This is a genomic window from Paraburkholderia phymatum, from assembly GCF_040965635.1.
Taxonomy (GTDB): domain Bacteria; phylum Pseudomonadota; class Gammaproteobacteria; order Burkholderiales; family Burkholderiaceae; genus Paraburkholderia; species Paraburkholderia phymatum_B.
Genome location: NZ_JBFRCH010000004.1, coordinates 175,599 through 197,764, shown reverse-complemented (window position 1 = coordinate 197,764; position 22,166 = coordinate 175,599). Strand labels below are relative to the sequence as shown.

The following is a 22,166-nucleotide window of genomic DNA, read 5'->3' as shown; positions in this document are numbered from 1 at the left end:
CATCGACAGGAGCTGGACATGCAGATTACCGGTGACATGCTGATCGGCGGGTCGGCGGTGCGCGGCACCAAAGGCACGCTGCGCGCGTTCGACCCGGCGCGCAACATGGAAATCGAACCCGAATTCGGCGCGGGCGGCACGGTCGAGGTAGACCGCGCGTGCGCGCTGGCCGCGCTCGCATTCGACCCGTATCGTCAAACGTCGCTCGAAGTGCGCGCGCATTTCATCGAGACGATTGCGGAGAACATTCTCGGGCTCGGCGACGCGCTGATCGAACGCGCGCAGGCCGAATCCGCGCTGCCGAAGGCACGGCTCGAAGGCGAGCGCGCGCGCACCGTCGGGCAACTGAAGCTGTTCGCATCGCTGGTGCGCGAAGGCCGCTGGCTGACCGCGACGCTCGATTCCGCGCAGCCGGATCGCAAGCCGTTGCCGCGTCCCGACTTGCGCATGCAAAAGATTCCCGTGGGCCCCGTCGCCGTATTCGGCGCGAGTAATTTTCCGCTCGCGTTTTCGGTCGCGGGCGGCGACACGGCGTCGGCGTTCGCGGCGGGTTGCCCTGTCGTCGTGAAGGCGCACCAGGCGCATCTCGGCACGTCCGAGCTCGTTGGCCGCGCGATCCAGAAAGCCGCCGCCGATTGCGGCCTGCACGAAGGCGTGTTCTCGCTCGTGATCGGCGCGGGCAACGAGGTCGGCGAGGCGCTCGTCCAGCATCCCGCGATCAGGTCGGTCGGTTTCACTGGCTCGCGCAGCGGCGGTCTCGCGCTCGTGAATCTCGCGCAGAAGCGCCGCGAGCCGATCCCCGTGTTCGCCGAAATGAGCAGCATCAATCCGATGTTCGTGCTGCCCGGCGCGCTCGCGAAGCGCGCCGGGCAGATCGCGACGGCCTTCGTCGAATCGGTGACGCTCGGCGTCGGCCAGTTCTGCACGAACCCCGGTCTCGTGCTGCTTCTCGAAGGCCCGCACAAGAAGGCATTCATTGACGCCGCCGCTAAGGCGCTCGCGCAGAAGAGCGCGCAGACCATGCTGACGCCGGGCATCGCGAACGCGTACCAGGACGGCGTCACACATCGCACCGAGCAGCGCGGCGTGCAGAGCATTGCGCGCGGCACGTCGTCGGATGCGACATGCGCGGCGTTGCCTGCGCTGTTCCAGACGGAAGCGATGCACTTCCTCGCGTCCACCGAACTGGAGGACGAAATCTTCGGGCCGACGTCGCTGATCGTCACCTGCACGGACATCGAAGAAATGGTGAAGGTCGCCGAATACCTCGAAGGCCAGTTGACGGCGACGCTGCACCTCGAAGCCGACGACTACGACATCGCGCGGCAACTGCTGCCGACGCTCGAGCGCAAGGCCGGCCGCATTCTGGCGAACGGCTTTCCGACGGGCGTCGAGGTGTCGTACGCGATGGTGCATGGCGGTCCGTACCCGGCGACGTCCGATTCGCGCGCGACGTCGGTCGGTGCAACGGCCATCGAGCGTTTCCTGCGTCCCGTCTGCTACCAGGATTTGCCCGCCGATCTGCTGCCAAAATCGCTGCGCGACGAGAATCCGCTGAAGCTCTGGCGTCTGCGCGACGGCAAGCCTGCGCAAGCATAAGCGCCGGAGCTGCTGCCGCGACCGGCCGCATCTAAGAACAACTCACAAAGACCGCAGAGCGCCGGGCGTCGATCCATTCGACGCCCGGCGTTCGCACCGACAGCGCCATGACCGAACCCAGCAATCACCGACGATATCCCGATCCTTCCATCCGCAGTTTCGATCCCCGCTTCGACGCGTTGCGCCTCGCATCGGCTTCTGTCGAGTGCCTGTACCAGGGCGCGCGCTGGTCGGAAGGGCCCGTGTGGTTCGGCGACGGCCGCTATGTGCTATGGAGCGACATTCCGAACAACCGCATCCTCCGCTGGGACGAAGAGACAGGCGCCGTCACGCCGTTTCGCCGGCCGTCGAACAACGCGAACGGCAACACGCGCGACCGCGAGGGGAGGCTCGTCACCTGCGAGCATCTGACGCGGCGCGTCACGCGCACCGAATACGACGGCTCGATCACGGTCATCGCCGAGCGCTACCAGGGCAAGCGATTCAACTCGCCGAACGACGTGGTCGTGAAGTCGGACGGCTCGATCTGGTTTACCGATCCATCCTTCGGCATCGACAGCTTCTACGAAGGCGAGAAGCAGGAATCCGAGTTGCCGCAAAACGTGTATCGCGTCGATGGCCAGACGGGCGAAGTGACGATGGTCTGCGACGAAGTGATCGGGCCGAACGGGCTCGCGTTCTCGCCGGACGAATCGGTGCTGTACATCGTCGAGTCGCGCTCGAAGCCGCGCACGATCCGCGCGTTCGACGTTGCCGGCAATGGCCAGTCGCTCGCGAACAACCGCGTGCTGATCGACGCGCAGCACGGCACGCCGGACGGCTTTCGCGTCGACATCCACGGCAACCTGTGGTGCGGCTGGGGCATGGGCACGGACGAGCTGGACGGCGTGCGCGTGTTCTCGCCGCAAGGCGAAGCGCTCGGACACATAGCGCTGCCCGAACGCTGCGCGAACCTGTGCTTCGGCGGCCGGCATCGCAACCGGCTCTTCATGGCCGCGAGCCACGGTCTCTATTCGCTGTACGTGAACACGCAAGGCGTGCGCGGCGGCTGACGCAACGCGCGCGTCCAGCACGACGACTGGCCGATTGTTCAAAGTTGCCTAACAAGTCGAGCGTCAGTATTCTCCCTATGACCAACGGCCAGGCCTGCTCATCTGGCTGAAATCGTTGTCACAAAAGGATTTGAAGATTCTGTAAGTCTGCCTTGCCACGAACGGCATCGGGTAGAATTTGCTTGACATCATGCCCGCGCCTTCGTTATGTTTCACTGACTAGCAGCCCGTAGTACGTCACCGCCGCATCCCGGTCGGCGGGCGTTCCATACCAAGAGGCGAGGAGACGAAATGGCTTTTTCTGGCAGGTTGTCGGTGAAGTTGGCAGGTGTGTGCGTGGCAGTTGGCGCGGCAGTCGCAGGGTTCGCGCCGGGGTTCACACAAACGGCGCGGGCGGCCGATGCCGTCACGCTCAACATCGTCGACGTCGCCGGCGATCTTCAATTGACGCAAAAAGGTTTCGAAGCCTTCAAGGCCAAATACCCGAATCTCGTCTCCAACATCACGTACACGAACGCGCCCGCGCCGCAACTGCCCGGCAAGATCAAGGCGATGCAGGCGGCCGGCCGCTCGGACATCGATCTCGTGCTGACGGGCACCGACGCGCTCGCGGCGGGCATCGAACAGAATCTGTGGATCAAGCTGCTGCCCGACCAGAACGCCGCGCTGCCCGGCGTGCTCGACAAGTACGCGCCGGGTCCGCGCAAGATGCAGGACATCGCGCAAGGCTTCGGCGTCGAAGTCGCGTACATGCCGGCCGGTCCGCTGATCGAATACAACCCAGCCAAGGTCAGCGATCCGCCGAAGACGCCCGAGCAACTGCTCCAGTGGTGCAAGGCGCATCCGAACAAGCTGATCTACGCGCGTCCGGCGAATTCCGGCCCGGGCCGCACGTTCCTGATGGGGCTGCCGTATGTGCTCGGCGATAAAGACCCGAAAGATCCCGTCAACGGCTGGGACAAGACGTGGGCTTTTCTCAAGCAGCTGAACGACTGCATTCCTTACTATCCGGGCGGCACGTCGGCCGTGATGAAGGAGCTGGGCGAAGGCACGCGCGACATGACCGTCACGGTGACGGGCTGGGACATCAACCCGCGCGCGCTCGGCATCGTGCCCGCCGAATTCAAGGTGCAGGCGTTCGACAACATGACGTGGGTGAACGACGCGCACTACATGGTAATTCCGAAGGGCGTGCCGAAGGAAAAGCTCGACGTGCTCTACAAGCTGATGAACTTCATGCTGGAGCCGGCGCAGCAGGCGATGACCTATGACGACGGGTACTTCTATCCGGGCCCGGCCATCAAGGGCGTGACGGAAGCGCAGGCGCCGGAGCACAGCCAGGAAGTGCTGAAGAAATTCGGCCGTCCGGAATACGCGAAGCTGCTTGCCGATCGTCCGCACGTTTTGCCGTTGAGCGCGGCGGCGATGGTGGCGGCGTTCCAGAAGTGGGACCGCGAAGTCGGCGCGCAGAAGACGAAATAAGACCCGATAGCGTATCCGTCATCGCGCGAGGCGGAGCAGCCGGGGCGCGCGTATCGTGCATGCATCTTGTGCGCGTCGTGCGCGCATCGGCGATTGTGACGGCGGGCCGCGAGCACTCCGTGCTTTGCGGCGCTGTCATGCAACATCGTAGGGAAGCGACCATGAAGCATCAATTTGAGCAGTTGCGCCTCGAGTCCGTCTGCCGCAATTTCACCAATGCCGAAGGGCAGGCGGTGGCCGCGTTGCAGGGCCTCGATCTGAACATCCGCCGCGGCGAATTCATCGCATTGCTGGGGCCGTCGGGCTGCGGCAAGTCGACGGCGCTCAACTGCATCGCGGGCTTGCAGCCGCTGTCGGGCGGCGGCATCTGGCTCGACGAAAAACGTATCGACGTGCTGCCGCCCGAAAAGCGCGGCTTCGGCATGGTGTTCCAGAACTACGCGCTGTTTCCGCACATGTCGGTGCTCGACAATGTCGGCTTCGGCCTGAAGATGCGCGGCGTCGCGAAGGCGGAAACGGCGCAGCGCGCGCGAGAAGCGCTGCAACTCGTGCAACTGGTCGGCCACGAGAAGAAGCTGCCGGGCCAGCTGTCGGGCGGCCAGCAACAGCGCGTCGCGATTGCGCGCGCGATCGTGATCGAGCCGCCGCTCATCCTGATGGACGAGCCGCTGTCGAATCTCGACACGAAGCTGCGCATCGAAATGCGCGCCGAGATTCGCCGCATTCACACGCAACTCGATCGCGCGACCATCTACGTGACGCACGATCAGGACGAAGCGCTGTCGATGGCCGACCGCATCGTCGTGATGAGAGAAGGCGTCGTGCAGCAGGTCGCGACGCCGAAGGAGGTTTACGGACGTCCGAAGAATCTGCACGTCGCGCGTTTCATGGGCTATCGCAACGTGCTGCCGTTCACGCTCGAAGGTACGCAGGGCGAAGGCGTGGCCGTCGAGGCGAACGGCGTGCGCATCATCGGCATGGCGATGGACGGCTTCAGCAGCAAGCGTGTTTCCGTTGCGCTGCGCCCCGAGGACATGGAGCGCGCCGCGCCCGGTTCGGAGAACGCATTCGACGCGCAGGTGACGACCGTCGAGTACGGCGGCCGAGATTCGTTGATTCGCGTGAAGAGCGCATTCGGCGAACTGTGGGCGCGCGTCGCGGGCGAATTCACCGAGGGCGAGCGCATCACGCTGCGCGTGCCGCCGACGCGCACGCTGGTCTACGACGGAGAACCGACATGAGCACGGTGACGTCCTCCGCTTCGCGAGCGCTCGCTGCGCCGCGCGACGGCAAGGCGTGGCTCGTGTCGCCCGCCTTGCTGTTCATCCTTGCGCTCTTCGTCTACCCGTTCGTCTATGGGCTCGCGCTGTCGTTCAGTCCGATGGAAGGCGGCGGCATGTGGGCGAACTACGCGAAGTTCTTCAGCGACACGTCGATGTGGCCGACCATTCTCGTCACGCTGAAGCTCGCCGTGCCCGCGACGCTGATCAATGTCGGCGTGTCGGTGCCTGTCGCGTTCGCGCTGCGCCGTCCGTCGCCGTATCAGAAGTTCGTGACGACGCTGCTCGTCATTCCCATCACGCTCGGCACCGTGCTGATCGCCGACGGCATGCTCACGTATTTCGGTCCGAACGGCTGGTTTCCGCAGGCGCTGCAAGGGCTGCATCTCTACACCGACGAAGTGCGCCTCACGCACAACTTCTGGGGCGTGCTGATCTCGCTGATCGTGTCGGGCTTTCCGTTCGCGTTTCTGCTCACATTGTCTTACGTGACGGGCATCGATCCGACGCTCGCGAGCGCCGCCGCGACGCTCGGCGCGAATCCGTGGCAACAGTTCCGGCAGATCTATCTGCCGCTGCTCGTGCCGGGGCTGACGATGGCCGCGTGCCTGTCGTTCGTGCAGGCGTTTTCAGTGTTTCCATCAGCGGTGCTGCTCGGTGCGCCGGCTGGGCCGACGCGTGTGATGTCGATCGCCGCCGCCGAGGCCGCGTTCGAAAACTACGATTACTCGCTGGCTTCGGCGATCGCGATCGTGATGGGATTCGTGCAACTGGTGATCGTCGCCGCGATGCTGGGCGCGCGCCGCTTCTTCTACAGCGGACCGGCGACGGGAGGTAAGGGCTGATGGCAACCGATCGTCAAGTCGCGCATCCGTGGCCCGCCGCGCCGCAAGGGCAAACGGTGAAGGCGATGAAACCGCACGTCAGTCTGCGCGACCGCGTGTACAAGGCGCTCGTCTGGGGCGCGATGATTTTCTTTCTGCTGAACATCGTATTGCTGATCGCGACGGTCGCCGTCAATTCGATCGCGACGCGCTGGTTCGGCACGCTGCTGCCGCAGGGCTTCACGCTGCACTGGTACGCACAGGCGTGGAGCGACTTTCAGCTGGCGGCCGTGCTGTGGGTGACGGTCGAAGTGGTCGGCGCGGTTGTGCTGCTGTCGATCCTGCTCGGCGTGCCCGCCGCGTATGCGCTCGCGCGCGTGCAGTTTCGCGGCAAGCGTTTCGCGATGCTCGTGTTCCTGCTGCCGCTGATGGTGCCGCCCGTCACGTACGGCATTCCGATGGCGACGGTGATGTACAAGGTCGGGCTCGCGGGCACGCTCGCCGGTGTGATTCTCGCGAACCTCGTGCCCGCGCTGCCGTTCGTCATTCTCGTGATGACGCCGTTCATCGAGCAGATCGATCCGAATCTGGAATCGGCGGCGCGCATTTTCGGCGCGAACACGTTCCGCTATTTCCGCTACGTGCTGCTGCCGCTGCTGGTGCCAGGCATGCTCGCGGCGGGTCTGCTGGTGCTGGTGCGCACGATCGGCATGTTCGAATTGACGTTTTTCACGGCGGGGCCGTCGACGCAAACGCTCGTCGTCGCGCTGTACTACGCGGTGTTTTCGACGGGCGTGCGCGCGCCGCAATCGATCGACGCAATGGCGATGATCTACATGGCGATCACGCTGATCTGGGTGCTGATTGCGTTGCAGTTCGTGAGCCCGACGCAGATCGTGTCGCGCGTGAAGGAGCAGCGGGCTTAGGCGCCCGCTTGCCCGCACGCATCAGCGCGGCACGCATCAGCGCGACACGCATCAGCGCGGCACGCGTTGGCCGACGTTCAACGGGCCGGACTCAACGGCCGGCGCTCGATAACTCAACGGCTCAATTGCCGCCGACGCGATACACGCGCCCCGTCTGCGCGCCCTCGACGCTGCGCAGATAACCCTGCGCGGCCTTGCTTGCGTCGACGGGTTCGAAGCCGCGGAAGAACGGCGCATAGCTTTCCATCGATTCCGTCAGCACAGTCGGACTGACGACGTTGATGCGGATGCCGCGCGGCAGCTCGATCGCCGCGCCTCGCACGAAGCCTTCGAGCGCGAGGTTCACGGTGGTCGCGCTGACGCCCTGGCTGATCGGCTCGTCGGCGAGAATGCCGCTCGTCAGCGTGAACGAGCCGCCGTCGTTCACGTACTTTTGCGCGGCAAGCACGAAATTGATCTGTCCCATCAGCTTGTCGCGCAGGCCGATCCAGAACTGCTCGATCGTCATCTCGGTCAAGGGCCCGAAATGGACCTTGCCCGTCGCCGTGACCACGGCATCGACGTTGCCGATCTGCTGAAACAGCCGTTCGATGCTCGCCGGGTCCGTGCTGTCGACACGATGCGCGCCGCGCGTCGCGCCCACTTCGATCACTTCGTGACGCGCTTTCAATGCGGCGGCGACGGCTTGGCCCAGCGTGCCCGTTGCGCCGATCACAACGACTTTGCCCATGTGCTGCTCCGTGAGTTCAAGAAGATGCACCGATTATGCGGACTGCAACGCCGCCGAAAAAGGCACGTCCGCGACAAGATCATGAAACTGGGAGTTTCGAATCGCACTTCCATGAGTGCGCAGAGAAGCGAAACGAAGCGCGATGATTATGCCAACGCACGCAAACTTCACCATTGCACAGACGAACGCCGCGTGAGCGGCCAACGCGCGATTGAAGCGAAAACGCGAAAAATGCGCGAAAGCTCGTGAACCGTGCGTGACGCGTCAACGGATTGACGCGTCACGCGAAACGACGCTCACTCGTCGCGTTCGAGTTCGATGACGCGCGTCGGCCGTTGATGGTTGAGTGCGAAGTGCATGCGTCCGCGCAACGGATCGCCCGTATGCGAATACGACTGGTGGAAGCGGTCGTCGAAGCGCTCGACTGTCTCGGGCGCGATCATGCCCTTGTCGATCACGTGATAGCCCGGCTCCAGCGCGAGCAGCAGATGGTTGCCGCCGATACGGCTATCGAATCCCGCGAGTTCCGCGAACGGATCGTCGGGCACGCTGTTGACGAGCGTTGCGTTGCTCGTCGTGATCTCGTCGGGGCCGATGGGCCCATGGCCCGCGATGCGCGCGGCTTCGTGATTCTTGCTGTCGGTATCGACGGTGCTGTCGTGCGTTCGATCGTTATGCATTTCGGCGCTGCGCGCCATCGCGGTTCCGGACTGCGTCGCGGGCACCGGGCGTGTATTGAGGCTCATGTTGTGTCCTCCTTTGCTTGTGGTCCCAAACATAGGATAGGAGCAAATCCCGTTCCGTGTGAGCGTACGATTACCTTTCGAACTACGCGTGACGGCCCTTCGGGTGACCGGCAGATTTTTGCTAATTTTTTTCGTGGACGCCCAACTTCTACAGAGTATGATTCCTGTTCGACGAGCGCAGCAACACCCAGCATGACCGCGGCGACCGCGGCGACCTCGCGGACTGTTTCAGCCCACGGCACCTGCACTCGTGAGAGAACGATAAGGACCATCTATGGGGCAGTCAGGGGCGGGTGACTCATGCACGTTGATGCTGCATTCACACATCGTGGCTACTTGCTTAACTGCGCGCCGGCGCGCGTGGGCGATGGAACATGGCAACCGTATGTCGTCGTATCGCGTTCCAGCGATGGCGAACTGGTCGCCAACCGTTTCTTCCCAACCGACCTCCGTTTCACCGACGAAGCCGCTGCTATTGCGCACGCGCGCGACTGGGCCGTGCGCTGGATCGACGCGAGCAGCATGACGGTGTAGCTGGCTGCATTGCACGCCGTTTAGCACATCACTTGCTGCGCAATGTCGCGCATGACGCGAGGCGCACAGCATCACGCGTGCAATATGCAACGCGCGCGAGGGCCGCACGGCACGCGGCGAAACGCGGTAATCTCTGGGGACAGTTCACTCTAATCGTGCCTCGTGCGCGAACGATGTTGTCGCCATGTCAAATGTTTCTTCTCACAACTGGGGCCTCGAACAGATCGTCGCCGATTTGCGCGCGTCGCGTGAAGAGCTGCATCGCACGCGTCATCCGCGCGGCATTCGCGAGCTGCCTTCGCGCGGTGCCGTGATCAACATCGTCGGCGGATTGCGCGCCGCGCTTTTCCCGACGCACTACGGCGCGCCCGATCTGACCGACGAAAGCGTCGATTACTACGTCGGCCATACGCTCGAAAGCACGTTGCGCCTGCTGTCCGAACAGATCCGCCGCGCGCTGCGCTTTCTGCCCGAGCACGCCGAGACCACGGACGCCGAACTGAGCACGCACGCCTTCAATGTCGCGCGTGATTTCGGCAAGCAGTTGCCCGCCATCCGCGCGCTGCTCGTCAGCGACATTCAGGCCGCCTACATTGGCGACCCCGCCGCGCAGCACATCACCGAGATCCTGCTGTGCTATCCGGGCGTCTGGGCGATGACGCATCATCGGCTCGCGCACGCGCTGCATCGTCTCGGCGTGCCGCTGCTCGCTCGCTTCATCAACGAGATTGCGCATTCGGCGACGGGCATCGACATTCACCCCGGCGCGAAGATCGGCCCGAGCTTTTTCATCGATCACGGCACGGGCGTCGTGATCGGCGAAACGGCGATCATCGGCGAGCGCGTGCGCGTCTATCAGGCGGTCACGCTCGGCGCGAAAAGTTTTGCCGCAGATGAAGACGGCACGCTCGTGAAGGGCAACGCGCGCCACCCGATCGTCGAAGACGACGTCGTCATTTATGCGGGGGCGACGATTCTCGGCCGCGTGACGATCGGACGCGGCTCGGTGATCGGCGGCAACGTGTGGCTCACGCATAGCGTGCCGCCTGGCAGCAGCGTGTCGCAAGGCAAGATCCGCGAAGGCGAGCGCACGCGCAACGACGAAGGGCGGCGTTGATGGATGAGCGTTCGATCGCACGATTGATGGCCGCATTCGAACCGCGCCCGTTCGACATGAGCGATTGACAAGCGAATGACAACATGAAGCCGCGTGGACGCGTTCAGATGCTGCGTTGTGCGCTCGACGGCGTCGAAGCGACGGCCGCACACACGACGCATGCGTTCGCGCGTCATTCGCACGATCGCTTCGGCATTGGCGTCGTGGTCGCGGGCGGGCAGCGTTCGGCAAGCGGACGCGGGCCCGTCGAAGCGCGCGCGAACGACGTCATCACGGTCAATCCCGGCGAAGTGCACGACGGCAGTCCGCTCGACGAACACGGACGCGCGTGGCGCATGCTGTACTTCGAGCCGTCGCTCGTGTACGCGACGCTCGCCGAATGCGCGCATGCGCCCGTGCGCGAAGTGGAACTGACGCGGCCTGTGCTGCACGATCCGCAATTGTCCACGTGCTTTTCGCGCCTGTACTCGGTTGCCGTGAGCGCGCCGAACGAGCGAGCGGGCTTCGATGACCTCGCATGCGAAGAAGCGCTGCTCACGCTGTTCTCACATGTGGGCCGTCATCACGCGACGCCGCTCGCGCTTGAACGCGAACGCGTCGGTCCGATCGCACGAGCAAGACGCCGTATCGACGACGATCCCGCGTCGTCTGCGACGCTCACTGACCTTGCCGCCGAAGCGGGCATGAGCCGCTTCCAGTTGTTGCGCAGCTTCGCGCATGAAGTTGGCTTGCCGCCGCACGCATACCGGATGCAGCGGCGCGTCGCGCTCGCTCGGCGGCTCATCGCCAGCGGGATGACGCTCGCGGATGCCGCGGTCTGCGCCGGTTTCTCGGATCAGAGCCACATGACGCGTGCATTCGTGCGGCTCCTCGGCATCACGCCCGCGAGTTATGCGGGCGCTGTCCGTTGATTCGCACGATCGCTTTGCATAGGGTTCTGCAATAACGTTCAAGACTGCGCGTTCGTGCACGCCATACGCTCCTCGCATCGTTCGATATGAGGAGGCGCGGCATGCATGCACGTTACGTCGGTTACTTCTATTGCGCGCTCGCGATGATCGGCGTGGGCAGCACGGTCGTCGTCAGCAAGGCGATCGCGGGCGGCTTGCCGCCGTTCTCGGCCACCGCGCTGCGCTTCGCGATTGCGTTCCCGATTTTCGTCGCAATGATGCGCGTGCGGAAGCTTCCATGGCCGAAGCTCGATGCACACGACGGGTGGCTCGCGATCGCCCAGGCAGGAGCCGGGAGCGTCGGCTATACGGTGTGCCTGATCGGCGGGATGCGGCTCGCTTCGGCCGCCGATGCGGGCGTGATCGCGGGCACGCTGCCGGCCGTGTCGGCGGCTGTGGCCGCACTGGCGCTCGGCGAGCGGCCGTCGCCCGCATTGCTTGGCGCGATCGCGCTCGCTACAGGCGGCGTGCTCGCCTGCACGGTGCGGCTCGACGATCTGACGGCGTCGCACGGCGCGCATTCTCTCGCGGGCAACGCGCTGGTGTTCGCGGCCGTTGTCTGCGAGGCGCTTTTCATTCTGCTCAACCGCAAGCTGCGCACGCCTGTCGCCGCGCTGCCGCTGTCGGCGCTGATGAGTGGAATCGGCTTTCTCGTCGCCATCGTGCCCGCATGCTTCGAAGCGCCGTGGCGTCTGCCGCTCGACGCGAACCTGATGGCGGCGCTCGCGGGCGTCGTCTATTACGCGCTCGTGCCGACGGTGCTGGGCTTCGTGCTGTGGTACGCGGGCGCGGCGCGCGTGAGCGGAGCGGAGGCGGGGCTCGTGACGGCGCTCGTGCCCGTATCGACGCTTGCGCTTGCGGCCGGCGTGCTGCACGAGCCGATCAGCCGCGCTCAGTTGATGGGCGTCGCGTGCGTGCTCGCGGCCATGTTGCTCGCGACGTTCGGGCAAGGCAGGCCGATGGGCGCGCGACGCGCGGCGGGTTAGGGCTGGCGGCTCGATGCGGCGTTTCGACGTTCGACCCGGCGGCGCGTCTCGACGCGAGTCAGAAAGAACGGCTCTGCAAGCCGCTCAGGTATTCGCCACGCTCATTGAAGTCGGGCTATTGACGATCGACAGAAACTCGCGGCGCGTCGATGGGTCCGAGCGGAACGTGCCGAGCATGCGCGACGTGACCATCTCGACGCCTGCCTTGTGCACGCCGCGCGTCGACATGCACTGATGCGACGCTTCGAGAATCACGCCGACGCCCTTCGGCTGCAATACTTCGTTGAGCGTATCGGCGATCTGCACGGTCATCTTTTCCTGAATCTGCAGACGCTTGGCGAACGCATCGACGAGCCGCGCGAGCTTCGAAATGCCGACCACGCGATGCTCAGGCAAATAGGCGACATGCGCGCGCCCGATGATGGGCACCATGTGATGCTCGCAATAGCTCTCGAAGCGGATGTCCTTCAGCACGATCATTTCGTCGTAGCCGTCCACTTCGGAAAACGTGCGGGCCAGAATGTCGCGCGGTTCCACGTCGTAGCCCGCGAAAAATTCCTCATACGCACGCACGACGCGCGCCGGCGTATCGATCAGCCCTTCGCGCCGCGGATCGTCGCCGGCCCAGCGCAACAGCACGCGCACGGCATCTTCGGCTTCCTCGCGAGTCGGACGGGTGGGTGTGTCGGCGGGTGTTTTTGTCTTCGTGGTCATCCCTCGCTCCAGTTCCAGTAAAACGCGCATCGTACGTTGGCGCATTGTTCCATGTTTCGCGACCCCACGCCCGACATGGATATGCGCGTCATCGGGGCGCCACTTCGACGCGCTACTTCGGCCACTCGTCCTTCGCATCGTTGAACAGCTCCGCGACGACACCGCGCAGCCAGCTCGCACGCGGATCGTTGTGGAACTTGCGATGCCAATGCTGGCGCAAGTCGAATCGGGGCAACGGCAAAGGCGGTTCGACCAGCGTGATCGACGCATGTTCCGACACGTAGGCGAAGCCGATCGCGTGCGGCACCGTCGCGACGAGATCGCTGCGCGCGAGGATGAACGGCAGGCTCATGAAGTGCGGCGTCTCCAGCACGGCGCGGCGTCGAATGCGCTTTTTCTCCAGATACCGTTCGAGCACTTCCTGGCTGCGGCCTTCCGCGCGCACGACGGCGTGCCCGAGGCCGACGAACTGCTCGAGCGTGAGCGGCGCGCCCGCCAGCGGATGATCGCTGCGCAGCAGGCAGATGAAGCGGTGCGTGAAGAGCCGCTGCTGGAAGAAGTTGTTGCCGGACAGATCCGGAAAATAGCCGACGGCCAGATCGACGTCGCCCGATTCCAGGCCGCGTTCGACCAGCGCGGGCGGCAGCGACACCGAGCGCAGGTTCGCATGCGGCGCGCGCTCGGCGAAAAGCTGCAACAGACGCGGCAGAAACACGATTTCGCCGACGTCGGACAGCGCGAGCGAGAAGGTATGCGTCGATGTCGCGGGATCGAAGTCCTGCGTTTCGAGCATGCCTTGTTCGATGCGCGCGAGCGCCTCGCGAGCGGCGGGAATCAGCGCGAGCGCGCGCGGCGTCGGTTCCATGCCGCGCGACGTGCGCACGAACAACGGATCGTTGAAGTACTCGCGCAGGCGGCCGAGCGCGGTGCTCACGCGCGGCTGGCTCACGCCGAGACGCTCGGCGGCGCGGCTCACGTTGCGCATGTCTTCGAGCGCGACGAGGTAGGGGATCAGGTTGAGATCGAGTTCGGCCATGCTTGGGACGCGGGCGTTGCGATGGCCCGCATATTATCGAAAAATCGTATACAACCTAGCCTGGCAATCGCGCTGCCGCATATCAGGGAAAGCGCCGACGGCAAGCCGGCGCGTTCCGATGCGGCCTCGCGGATGCTGGCGGAAAATGATGCGGCCCGCGCTTCATGATGGACGGGCGCATCGCCACCCAAGCCCACGCAACGCCCGCTAGGGCAAACCACGAATCCGTTGCCTTGACAAGAGACGCGGGCGCAAACCATAATGCGCCGGTACGTTCGCTAAACGAAACTGTGTTCGTATAAAGAACTTTCCGGGTTCAATACGAAGCGCAAGCGGAAGGCGGACCAAACTCATGCGGCCTGCGGCAGGTCTGCATGCCGGCAGCAGGGCCATGAAGGACGAAAGCGGACGTGGAGACCGTCCGGCGCGCAATCCCGTCGAGCGGTCGGCGGGTCACGCGGCGCGCGGAACGACGCGTTCCAAAGGAAATTCGACATGATCAACAAGATTTTCGAGTCACTCCAGTCGGCGGTCGCCGACGTGCATGACGGCGCGACCGTCATGATCGGCGGCTTTGGGACGGCAGGCATGCCTTCCGAGCTGATCGACGCGCTCATCGAACAGGGCGCGAAAGAACTCACGATCGTCAACAACAACGCCGGCAACGGCGACACGGGCCTCGCGGCGCTGCTCAAGGCGAAGCGCGTGCGCAAGATCATCTGCTCGTTCCCGCGTCAGACCGACTCATATGTGTTCGACGCACTCTTTCGCGCCGGCGAAATCGAACTGGAACTCGTGCCGCAAGGCAATCTGGCCGAGCGCATCCGCGCGGCGGGTGCGGGCATCGGCGGCTTCTTCACGCCGACGGGCTACGGCACGAAGCTCGCCGAAGGCAAAGAAACGCGCGTGATCGACGGCAAGCATTACGTGCTGGAATCGCCGTTGCACGCCGATTTCGCGCTGATCAAGGCATATAAGGGCGACCGCTGGGGCAACCTCGTCTATCGCAAGACCGCGCGCAACTTCGGGCCGATCATGGCGAGCGCCGCGAAGACGGCGATCGTGCAGGTGTCGGAAGTGGTGCCGCTCGGCGCGCTCGACCCCGAAGTGATCGTGACGCCGGGCATCTTCGTGCAGCGCATCGTCGAAGTGCCGCAAGCGGTACACGCCTCGCAACGAACCGGGCAAGCCGCCTGAAGCAAGGAGACCCGACATGAAACGACTGACCCGCGATGAAATGGCGAAGCGCGTCGCTCAGGACATTCCTGAAGGCGCTTATGTGAACCTCGGCATCGGCGTGCCGACGCTGGTGGCGAATCACCTCGACGCGAACAAGGAAATCTTCCTGCACAGCGAAAACGGCCTGCTCGGCATGGGCTCGGCGCCCGCGAAAGGCGACGAGGACGACGAGTTGATCAACGCCGGCAAGCAGCACGTCACGCTGCTGACGGGCGGCGCGTTCTTCCACCACTCCGATTCGTTCGCGATGATGCGCGGCGGCCATCTCGACTACTGCGTGCTCGGCGCGTTCCAGGTCTCGGCGAAGGGCGACCTAGCGAACTGGCACACAGGCGCGCCCGACGCGATTCCCGCAGTCGGCGGCGCGATGGATCTGGCCATCGGCGCGAAGCAGGTGTTCGTGATGATGGAGCATCTGACGAAGCAGGGCGAAAGCAAGATCGTCGCGGAGTGCTCGTATCCCGTGACGGGCGTCGGCTGCGTCGACCGCATCTATACGGACCTCGCGATGATCGACGTGACGAATGACGGCCTCGTCGTGCGCGAGATCTTCTCCGATATCGACTTCGCGGAACTGGAAAAGCTGACGGGCGTCGCGCTGATCGACGGCACGCAGCAGGCGCGCGCGGCTTGAGGCTCGCGCAAAGCCAGGTCACCGCGTAAAGAAAAACGCGCGCAAGAGCGCGCGTGACCTCAGCGCGGCGTTCGGCGACAATGAAGCCGAACGCCGCGCGCTTTCAGGCGCTGCATTCAGGCGCAATATCGACGCGCATTCATCCCGAAGCACCGACCATCATGCTAGAAGCCAGCGCCCGCCTGACCATCCTGATCTGCGGCACGCAGCCGATGAACGACATCTGGTCGCCGCGCGCGACGCTGCAACGGATGCTCGATGTCGAAGCCGCGCTCGCGCGCGCATCGGCTGCGCATGGCGTGATTCCGCAGTCATCCGTCGCCGCGATCGAAGCGACGTGTCATGCGGACAAGCTCGACGCCGATGCGCTTGCACGCGATGCCGCGCTCGGCGGCAATCTCGCGATTCCTCTCGTCAAGCAATTGACCGCACGCGTGAAAGACGCCGACGCGGAAGCGTCGAAGTTCGTCCATTGGGGCGCGACGAGCCAGGACATCATCGATACGGCGACCGTGCTGCAACTGCGCGATACGTTCGATCTGCTCGCTGGCGCTCTGTCTTCCATATGCGACGCGATCGCCGCGCTCGCACGGCAGCATCGCGCGACGCCGATGATCGGCCGCACGTGGCTGCAACAGGCGCTGCCCATTACGCTCGGCCTGAAGTTCGCGCAATGGCTCGATGCGCTGCTGCGTCATCGCGAGCGGCTCGACGCGCTGCGCGAACGCGTGCTCGTGCTGCAATTCGGCGGCGCGGCAGGCACGCTTGCGAGCTTGCGCGACAAGGGCAGCGCGGTTGCCGAAGCGTTGGCGAAAGAGTTGAAACTGGATATGCCCGCCGTGCCGTGGCACACGCAGCGCGATCGGATCGCCGACGCGGCCGCGTTCTTCGGCATGCTGATCGGCACGCTCGGGAAAATTGCGCGCGACATCTCGCTGCAAATGCAGACGGAACTCGGCGAACTCGGCGAGCCGGTTGCGGCCGGCAAGGGCGGTTCGTCGACGATGCCGCACAAGCGCAACCCCGTCGGCTGCGCGGCCGTTCTGACGGCGGCGACGCGTGCGCCCGGTCTCGTCGCGACGGTGTTCGCGGGCATGGTCCAGGAGCATGAGCGCGCGCTCGGCGGCTGGCAGGCCGAGTGGGATGCGCTGCCCGATCTTGCGCGCCTCGCGGGCGGCGCGCTCGCGAATATCGAGCAGATCGCGAAGGGGCTCGAAGTGAACGTCGAGCGGCTCGCGAAGAATCTGGACGTGACGCACGGCCTGATTCTCGGCGAAGCGGTGATGCTCGCGCTCGGCGACAAGATCGGCCGGCTCGATGCGCATCATCTCGTCGAGCAGGCATCGAAGGAAGCGGTGAAGTCCGGCAAGACGCTCTTCGACGTGCTGGCCGCCGATGCATCCGTCACTCGACACCTGCCCGTCGAGCAGTTGCAACGTCTGCTCGATCCCGCTCATTACGTCGGCAGCGCGCACGCTTTCGTGGACGCCGTGCTGGCTCTTCATACCGCGCGCAAAGAACGCGTGACACAACATCAGGAGTAAAGGAATGCCCTACGCCGCAGTGAATGGCATCGAACTTCATTACCGGATCGACGGCGACCGTCACGGCAGCACGCCGTGGCTCGTGCTGTCGAACTCGCTCGGCAGCGACCTGTCGATGTGGACGCCGCAAGTCGCCGAGTTCGCGAAGCACTTTCGCGTGCTGCGCTACGACACGCGCGGCCACGGTCACTCGGAAGCGCCGAAGGGGCCGTACACGATCGAGCAGCTGACGGGCGACGTGATCGGCTTGCTCGACACGTTGAAGATCGCGCGCGCGAATTTCTGCGGCGTATCGATGGGCGGGCTGACGGGCATTGGCCTCGCGGCGCGTCACGCCGACCGCATCGATCACATCGTGCTGAGCAACACGGCTGCGCGCATCGGCTCGCCGGAAGTGTGGGTGCCTCGCGCGGCCCGTGCTCGCAGCGAGGGCATGCTCGAGTTGTCGGATGCCGTGCTGCCGCGCTGGTTCACGGCCGAATTCATTGCACGCGAGCCGATCGTTTTCGGCTTTATCCGCGATGTATTCGTGCATACCGACAAGGAAGGCTACGCGTTGAACTGCGAAGCCATCAACGCGACCGACCTGCGCCCCGAAGTACACGGCATCAAGGCGCCTGCGCTCGTGATCTCCGGCACGCACGATCTGGCCGCGACGCCCGCGCAAGGCCGCGAGCTGGCTGCTGCGATCGCGGGTGCGCGTTACGTCGAGCTGGACGCGTCGCACATTTCGAACATCGAAGTCGCGGACACGTTCACGAAGACCGTGCTCGATTTCCTGAAGGAGCAGCGATGAACGACGAACAACGTTACGAAGCGGGCATGGGCGTGCGCCGCGCGGTGCTGGGCGATGCGCACGTCGACCGGTCGATTGCGAACCGTACGGAAGTGACGGAGGAGTTTCAGAACTTCATCACGCGCTATGCGTGGGGCGAGATCTGGACGCGCGATGGCGTGCCGCGCCATACGCGCAGTCTGCTGACGATTGCGATGATGGTTGCGTTGAATCGCGGCGAGGAACTGGCGCTGCATCTGCGTGCCGCGCGGAATAATGGGGTGACGCGGGATCAGGTGAAGGAAGTGTTGTTGCAGACGGCTATTTATTGCGGGGTGCCGGCGGCGAATTCCGCGTTTCATCTTGCTGATAAGGTTTTTCGTGAGCAGGATGAAGAGGCGGCCAAGGGCTGATTGTTTGAATCTGCGACGGACAAGGTAATACGAATAAAAGGCCGTCGCAGACACCAATGCACCTGCAAACCCCGCCCATTTCCTGTATATGATGCAGCCCATCGCAACTCAACGCCGACGGGCACGATGCTCCCCAACCTGCTGGTCCAACTCGTCAACGGACTCGCCGACGCCTCCGCGCTCTTTCTCGTCGCTGCGGGCCTGTCGCTGATCTTCGGCGTCACGCGCATCGTCAACTTCGCGCACGGCTCGTTCTACATGCTGGGCATCTATGTCGCGTACAGCTTCGCGACCCGCTTCAGCGCGAGCACAGCGGGCTTCTGGCTGTCGATGCTCGCGGCTGCCCTCGTGACGGGCATATTGGGCGCACTCGTCGAGCTGATCGTGTTGAGGCGCATCTATCAGGCGCCCGAGCTTTTCCATCTGCTCGCGACGTTCGCGCTCGTGCTGATCATTCGCGATGCAGCGCTCGCGATCTGGGGGCCGCAGGATCTGTTCGGCCCGCGCGCGCCGCATCTCGCGGGTGCTGTCGAGCTGCTGGGCCATCGGCTGCCGACGTATGACATCGCGCTGATCGTCATCGGGCCGCTCGTGCTTCTGCTGCTGTGGTACGCGTTGACGCACACGCGATGGGGCACGCTCGTGCGCGCCGCAACGCAGGATCGCGAAATGCTCGGCGCGCTCGGCATCGATCAGGCGTGGCTCTTCACGGGCGTGTTCTTCGTCGGCGCGTTTCTCGCGGGGCTCGGCGGCGCGTTGCAAGGGCCGCGCATGTCCGCGAATCTGTCGCTCGATCTCGAGACCATCGGCAACGCGTTCGTCGTCGTGGTGGTCGGCGGGATGGGTTCGATCCCCGGTGCGTTCATCGCGGCGCTGTTGATCGCTGAAATCAAGGCGCTGTGCATCGGTATCGGACATGTTTCCCTGTTCGGCGTCGATCTTTCGTTGAGCCGCTTCACGCTGGTCGCGGAGTTCGTCGTGATGGCCGTCGTGCTCGTCGTGCGGCCCTGGGGATTGCTCGGGCGCGCCACGTCCGCCGTGCGCGCGATGTCCGTTGCCGAGACGCCGCTGAAGCCCGCGGGCAAGCATCTGAAGTGGCTGGCCATGTGCGTGCTTGCCGTTCTCGCGCTCGCGCCGCTCGCGGCCAACGCGTTTCCGTATATGCCCGTGCTGCTCGTCGAAATCCTGATCGCCGTTCTGTTCGCCGCGAGCCTGCACTTCATCATGGGGCCGGGCGGCATGCACTCGTTCGGCCATGCCGCATATTTCGGCCTGGGCGCATATGGTGCCGCGCTCTTTCTGAAAGTGCTCGATCTGCCGATGGAAGCGGCGCTCGTTTTCGGTCCATCGCTGGCCGTGCTCGGCGCACTCGTGTTCGGCTGGTTCTGCGTGCGGCTGTCGGGCGTGTATCTGGCGATGCTCACGCTCGCGTTCGCGCAGATCGTGTGGTCGGTCGTCTATCAATGGGATGACGTGACGGGCGGCAGCAACGGCATCCTCGGCTTGTGGCCGTCGAACTGGCTGTCGTCGCCCGTCGCGTACTACTACCTGACGCTCGCGTGCGCCGCGCTTGGCGTGTGGCTCTTGCGCCGCATGCTGTTTTCGCCGTTCGGCTACGCGATGCGCGCGTCGCGCGATTCGGCGTTGCGCGCGGAAGCGATCGGCATCGATACGAAGCGCGTGCAATGGGCCGCGTTCGTGATCGCATCGCTGTTTTGCGGGCTCGCGGGCTCGCTTTACGCGTTTTCGAAAGGCACGATTTCGCCGGAAGTGATCAGTGTGAGCCGTTCCGTCGATGGACTCGTGATGGTGCTGCTCGGCGGCATTCAGACGTTGACGGGCCCCGTCGCGGGCGCCGCGCTGTTCACGTGGCTGCAGGATGCCGTCGCGCGGCAGACGGACTACTGGCAGGCGCTGCTCGGCGTCGCGATCCTGCTGCTCGTGATCGCGTTTCCGCAAGGCATCGTGGGCTTCGTGCGCGAGCGCTTCGAGCGCGACGATTCAAACGAAGCCGGGCATCGGCAAGCAACGGGAGGCGGACGATGAGCCTTCTGCGCGTATCGAATCTGTCGATGTCGTTCGGCGGCGTGAAAGCCGTCGACGATGTGTCGTTCGACGTTCAGCCCGGCGAACTGCTCGCGCTGATCGGCCCGAACGGCGCGGGCAAATCGACGTGCTTCAACATCGTCAACGGACAACTGCGTCCTTCGCATGGCTCGGTTGTGCTCGACGGTCATGAACTCGTCGGCATGCGGCCACGCGATATCTGGCGGCGCGGGGTCGGCCGCACGTTTCAGGTGGCCGCGACCTTCAATTCGATGACCGTGCTCGAAAACGTGCAGATGGCGCTCGTATCGCGCGAAAAGCGTCTATACGGTTTATGGAAACCCGCCGCATCGTGCTTCGAAGACGAAGCAATGGCGCTGCTCGATCAGGTCGGCATGGCCGCGCATGCGCGGCGCGCGTGCAGCGTGCTCGCGTATGGCGACGTGAAGCGCGTCGATCTCGCCATCGCGCTCGCGAATCGTCCGAAGCTGCTGCTGATGGACGAACCGACAGCGGGCATGGCGCCGAAGGAACGCAACGATCTGATGGCGCTGACGAAGCGTCTCGTCACCGGGCGCGGGATCGGCGTGCTGTTCACCGAGCACAGCATGGACGTGGTGTTCTCGTACGCGGACCGCGTGATCGTGCTCGCCCGCGGCAAGCTGATCGCGCAAGGCGACGCGGACACGATACGCAACGACGCGAACGTGCAGGCCGTGTACTTCGGCACGGGCAAGACGTTCCAGCCGCGCGCATCGCTGTCGCCCGACGGCGCGGCGCGAACGGAGTCGCGCGCATGAACATACCTATGCTGAAAGTCGAGAAGCTGAACGCGTACTATGGGCGCGCGCATATCCTCTTCGACGTGAGTCTCGAAGTGGGGCGCGGCGAAATCGTCGCGCTGATGGGCCGCAACGGCGCGGGCAAATCGACGACGATGAAAGCCATCATGGGCCTCGTGCCGCGCCGTGAAGGCCTCATTCAATTCGACGGCGCGACTATCTCGGCGCTCGCGTCACACAAGATCGCGCGCATGGGACTCGGCTACGTGCCGGAAGACCGCCGCGTGTTCGCGGATCTGACGGTGATGGAGAACCTCGACACGGGACGTCAGCCGCCGCGCGTAGGCGCGCCCACTTGGGAGCCCGACAAGCTCTTCAGGCTCTTTCCGAATCTCGGCGAAATGCCGAAGCGCCTCGGCGGCCAGATGAGCGGCGGCGAGCAGCAGATGCTGACGGTCTCGCGCACGCTGATGGGCAATCCATGGCTGGTGCTGCTCGACGAGCCGTCCGAAGGCGTCGCGCCCGTGATTGTCGAACAGATGGCGAACATGATTCTCGAACTGAAGCGCGAAGGGCTGTCGATCCTGCTGTCGGAGCAGAACCTGCATTTCGCGGAACTCGTCAGCGATCGCGCTTATGTGCTGGAAAAAGGCCAGATACGCTTTAGCGGCACGATGCGTGAACTGGCGCAAAACGATGTCGTCCGGCGCGCGTATCTGAGCGTTTGATGTGTTGACGGCTTCGTATCGAACGACGC

At 64.5% G+C, this 22,166-nt stretch carries 22 protein-coding genes; 18 read left to right on the top strand and 4 right to left on the bottom strand.

The window, feature by feature from the left end; genetic code table 11:
- Positions 1-18: 18 nt before the first annotated feature.
- From AB4Y32_RS10400 to AB4Y32_RS10375, 6 genes are all read left to right on the top strand, one after another.
- On the top strand, positions 19-1,599 hold the full coding sequence (locus AB4Y32_RS10400) for an aldehyde dehydrogenase (NADP(+)) (protein ID WP_368721260.1): 1,581 nt from the start codon (positions 19-21) through the stop codon (positions 1,597-1,599).
- A gap of 107 nt (positions 1,600-1,706) precedes the next feature.
- Positions 1,707-2,651, top strand: coding sequence for an SMP-30/gluconolactonase/LRE family protein (locus AB4Y32_RS10395; protein ID WP_368721259.1), 945 nt, complete (start codon positions 1,707-1,709; stop codon positions 2,649-2,651).
- 291 nt (positions 2,652-2,942) lie between these two features.
- A complete protein-coding gene (locus AB4Y32_RS10390) occupies positions 2,943-4,133 on the top strand; it encodes an ABC transporter substrate-binding protein (RefSeq protein ID WP_368721258.1) in 1,191 nt (396 codons plus the stop codon).
- Positions 4,134-4,294: 161 nt separating this feature from the next.
- On the top strand, positions 4,295-5,374 hold the full coding sequence (locus AB4Y32_RS10385) for an ABC transporter ATP-binding protein (RefSeq protein ID WP_368721257.1): 1,080 nt from the start codon (positions 4,295-4,297) through the stop codon (positions 5,372-5,374).
- A complete protein-coding gene (locus tag AB4Y32_RS10380) occupies positions 5,371-6,258 on the top strand; it encodes an ABC transporter permease (protein WP_368721256.1) in 888 nt (295 codons plus the stop codon). Before AB4Y32_RS10385 ends, AB4Y32_RS10380 begins: the two co-directional genes overlap by 4 nt.
- Complete coding sequence (locus AB4Y32_RS10375) at positions 6,258-7,163, top strand: ABC transporter permease (RefSeq protein WP_368721255.1); 906 nt, start codon at positions 6,258-6,260, stop codon at positions 7,161-7,163. The genes AB4Y32_RS10380 and AB4Y32_RS10375 overlap by 1 nt, the downstream gene beginning before the upstream one ends.
- 121 nt (positions 7,164-7,284) lie before the next feature.
- On the opposite strand, the gene AB4Y32_RS10370 is transcribed toward AB4Y32_RS10375, so the two are convergent.
- Together AB4Y32_RS10370 and AB4Y32_RS10365 are read right to left on the bottom strand one after the other, a co-directional pair.
- A complete protein-coding gene (locus tag AB4Y32_RS10370; RefSeq protein ID WP_368721254.1) occupies positions 7,285-7,893 on the bottom strand; it encodes a short chain dehydrogenase in 609 nt (202 codons plus the stop codon).
- 296 nt (positions 7,894-8,189) lie between these two features.
- Positions 8,190-8,639, bottom strand: coding sequence for a DUF3005 domain-containing protein (locus AB4Y32_RS10365; protein WP_368721253.1), 450 nt, complete (start codon positions 8,637-8,639; stop codon positions 8,190-8,192).
- 300 nt (positions 8,640-8,939) lie between these two features.
- On the opposite strand from AB4Y32_RS10365, the gene AB4Y32_RS10360 reads away from it, so the two are divergent.
- The 4 genes from AB4Y32_RS10360 to AB4Y32_RS10345 all read left to right on the top strand — a co-directional run bounded on the left by AB4Y32_RS10360 (position 8,940) and on the right by AB4Y32_RS10345 (position 12,226).
- Positions 8,940-9,173, top strand: coding sequence for a hypothetical protein (locus tag AB4Y32_RS10360; RefSeq protein WP_368721252.1), 234 nt, complete (start codon positions 8,940-8,942; stop codon positions 9,171-9,173).
- A 184-nt stretch (positions 9,174-9,357) separates the two neighbouring features.
- Positions 9,358-10,290 (top strand): serine O-acetyltransferase EpsC, encoded by a 933-nt coding sequence (epsC, locus tag AB4Y32_RS10355; RefSeq protein ID WP_368721251.1) that lies wholly within the window; start codon positions 9,358-9,360, stop codon positions 10,288-10,290.
- Positions 10,291-10,373: 83 nt separating this feature from the next.
- Positions 10,374-11,201: an AraC family transcriptional regulator gene (locus tag AB4Y32_RS10350; RefSeq protein WP_368721250.1), complete on the top strand. Its 828-nt coding sequence runs from the start codon at positions 10,374-10,376 to the stop codon at positions 11,199-11,201.
- Between the two features lie 101 nt (positions 11,202-11,302).
- Positions 11,303-12,226, top strand: coding sequence for a DMT family transporter (locus tag AB4Y32_RS10345; protein ID WP_368721249.1), 924 nt, complete (start codon positions 11,303-11,305; stop codon positions 12,224-12,226).
- 84 nt (positions 12,227-12,310) lie between these two features.
- Here the strand turns inward: AB4Y32_RS10345 and folE are convergent, their stop codons facing one another.
- Both folE and AB4Y32_RS10335 read right to left on the bottom strand, forming a co-directional pair.
- Positions 12,311-12,940, bottom strand: coding sequence for a GTP cyclohydrolase I FolE (gene folE / locus AB4Y32_RS10340; protein WP_368721248.1), 630 nt, complete (start codon positions 12,938-12,940; stop codon positions 12,311-12,313).
- Positions 12,941-13,052: 112 nt separating this feature from the next.
- A complete protein-coding gene (locus AB4Y32_RS10335; protein WP_368721247.1) occupies positions 13,053-13,976 on the bottom strand; it encodes a LysR family transcriptional regulator in 924 nt (307 codons plus the stop codon).
- Between the two features lie 495 nt (positions 13,977-14,471).
- Between AB4Y32_RS10335 and AB4Y32_RS10330 the strand changes: the two genes are divergently transcribed.
- The 8 genes from AB4Y32_RS10330 (at position 14,472) to AB4Y32_RS10295 (ending at position 22,137) form a co-directional block, all read left to right on the top strand.
- On the top strand, positions 14,472-15,173 hold the full coding sequence (locus AB4Y32_RS10330) for a 3-oxoacid CoA-transferase subunit A (protein ID WP_368721246.1): 702 nt from the start codon (positions 14,472-14,474) through the stop codon (positions 15,171-15,173).
- A gap of 16 nt (positions 15,174-15,189) precedes the next feature.
- Complete coding sequence (locus tag AB4Y32_RS10325; RefSeq protein WP_368721245.1) at positions 15,190-15,849, top strand: 3-oxoacid CoA-transferase subunit B; 660 nt, start codon at positions 15,190-15,192, stop codon at positions 15,847-15,849.
- 161 nt (positions 15,850-16,010) lie between these two features.
- Positions 16,011-17,393, top strand: coding sequence for a 3-carboxy-cis,cis-muconate cycloisomerase (locus tag AB4Y32_RS10320; protein ID WP_368721505.1), 1,383 nt, complete (start codon positions 16,011-16,013; stop codon positions 17,391-17,393).
- Between the two features lie 4 nt (positions 17,394-17,397).
- Positions 17,398-18,189 carry a 3-oxoadipate enol-lactonase gene (gene pcaD, locus AB4Y32_RS10315; RefSeq protein WP_368721244.1) on the top strand — a complete coding sequence of 264 codons (792 nt, stop codon included), beginning with the start codon at positions 17,398-17,400 and terminating at the stop codon, positions 18,187-18,189.
- A complete protein-coding gene (pcaC, locus tag AB4Y32_RS10310; RefSeq protein ID WP_368721243.1) occupies positions 18,186-18,581 on the top strand; it encodes a 4-carboxymuconolactone decarboxylase in 396 nt (131 codons plus the stop codon). The genes pcaD and pcaC overlap by 4 nt, the downstream gene beginning before the upstream one ends.
- Before the next feature lie 126 nt (positions 18,582-18,707).
- Positions 18,708-20,627 carry an ABC transporter permease gene (locus AB4Y32_RS10305; protein ID WP_368721242.1) on the top strand — a complete coding sequence of 640 codons (1,920 nt, stop codon included), beginning with the start codon at positions 18,708-18,710 and terminating at the stop codon, positions 20,625-20,627.
- Complete coding sequence (locus AB4Y32_RS10300) at positions 20,624-21,427, top strand: ABC transporter ATP-binding protein (RefSeq protein ID WP_368721241.1); 804 nt, start codon at positions 20,624-20,626, stop codon at positions 21,425-21,427. Before AB4Y32_RS10305 ends, AB4Y32_RS10300 begins: the two co-directional genes overlap by 4 nt.
- Positions 21,424-22,137, top strand: a complete 714-nt coding sequence (locus tag AB4Y32_RS10295; RefSeq protein WP_368721240.1) for an ABC transporter ATP-binding protein — start codon at positions 21,424-21,426, stop codon at positions 22,135-22,137. Before AB4Y32_RS10300 ends, AB4Y32_RS10295 begins: the two co-directional genes overlap by 4 nt.
- The last annotated feature ends 29 nt before the right edge of the window (positions 22,138-22,166 follow it).

Bases quoted from the DNA above. Each gene is read 5' to 3' on its own strand.
- AB4Y32_RS10400 (WP_368721260.1), top strand. From the start codon at position 19: ATGCAGATTACCGGTGACATGCTGATCGGCGGGTCGGCGGTGCGCGGC.
- AB4Y32_RS10395 (WP_368721259.1), top strand. From the start codon at position 1,707: ATGACCGAACCCAGCAATCACCGACGATATCCCGATCCTTCCATCCGC.
- AB4Y32_RS10390 (WP_368721258.1), top strand. From the start codon at position 2,943: ATGGCTTTTTCTGGCAGGTTGTCGGTGAAGTTGGCAGGTGTGTGCGTG.
- AB4Y32_RS10385 (WP_368721257.1), top strand. From the start codon at position 4,295: ATGAAGCATCAATTTGAGCAGTTGCGCCTCGAGTCCGTCTGCCGCAAT.
- AB4Y32_RS10380 (WP_368721256.1), top strand. From the start codon at position 5,371: ATGAGCACGGTGACGTCCTCCGCTTCGCGAGCGCTCGCTGCGCCGCGC.
- AB4Y32_RS10375 (WP_368721255.1), top strand. From the start codon at position 6,258: ATGGCAACCGATCGTCAAGTCGCGCATCCGTGGCCCGCCGCGCCGCAA.
- AB4Y32_RS10370 (WP_368721254.1), bottom strand. From the start codon at position 7,893: ATGGGCAAAGTCGTTGTGATCGGCGCAACGGGCACGCTGGGCCAAGCC.
- AB4Y32_RS10365 (WP_368721253.1), bottom strand. From the start codon at position 8,639: ATGAGCCTCAATACACGCCCGGTGCCCGCGACGCAGTCCGGAACCGCG.
- AB4Y32_RS10360 (WP_368721252.1), top strand. From the start codon at position 8,940: ATGCACGTTGATGCTGCATTCACACATCGTGGCTACTTGCTTAACTGC.
- epsC (WP_368721251.1), top strand. From the start codon at position 9,358: ATGTCAAATGTTTCTTCTCACAACTGGGGCCTCGAACAGATCGTCGCC.
- AB4Y32_RS10350 (WP_368721250.1), top strand. From the start codon at position 10,374: ATGAAGCCGCGTGGACGCGTTCAGATGCTGCGTTGTGCGCTCGACGGC.
- AB4Y32_RS10345 (WP_368721249.1), top strand. From the start codon at position 11,303: ATGCATGCACGTTACGTCGGTTACTTCTATTGCGCGCTCGCGATGATC.
- folE (WP_368721248.1), bottom strand. From the start codon at position 12,940: ATGACCACGAAGACAAAAACACCCGCCGACACACCCACCCGTCCGACT.
- AB4Y32_RS10335 (WP_368721247.1), bottom strand. From the start codon at position 13,976: ATGGCCGAACTCGATCTCAACCTGATCCCCTACCTCGTCGCGCTCGAA.
- AB4Y32_RS10330 (WP_368721246.1), top strand. From the start codon at position 14,472: ATGATCAACAAGATTTTCGAGTCACTCCAGTCGGCGGTCGCCGACGTG.
- AB4Y32_RS10325 (WP_368721245.1), top strand. From the start codon at position 15,190: ATGAAACGACTGACCCGCGATGAAATGGCGAAGCGCGTCGCTCAGGAC.
- AB4Y32_RS10320 (WP_368721505.1), top strand. From the start codon at position 16,011: ATGCTAGAAGCCAGCGCCCGCCTGACCATCCTGATCTGCGGCACGCAG.
- pcaD (WP_368721244.1), top strand. From the start codon at position 17,398: ATGCCCTACGCCGCAGTGAATGGCATCGAACTTCATTACCGGATCGAC.
- pcaC (WP_368721243.1), top strand. From the start codon at position 18,186: ATGAACGACGAACAACGTTACGAAGCGGGCATGGGCGTGCGCCGCGCG.
- AB4Y32_RS10305 (WP_368721242.1), top strand. From the start codon at position 18,708: ATGCTCCCCAACCTGCTGGTCCAACTCGTCAACGGACTCGCCGACGCC.
- AB4Y32_RS10300 (WP_368721241.1), top strand. From the start codon at position 20,624: ATGAGCCTTCTGCGCGTATCGAATCTGTCGATGTCGTTCGGCGGCGTG.
- AB4Y32_RS10295 (WP_368721240.1), top strand. From the start codon at position 21,424: ATGAACATACCTATGCTGAAAGTCGAGAAGCTGAACGCGTACTATGGG.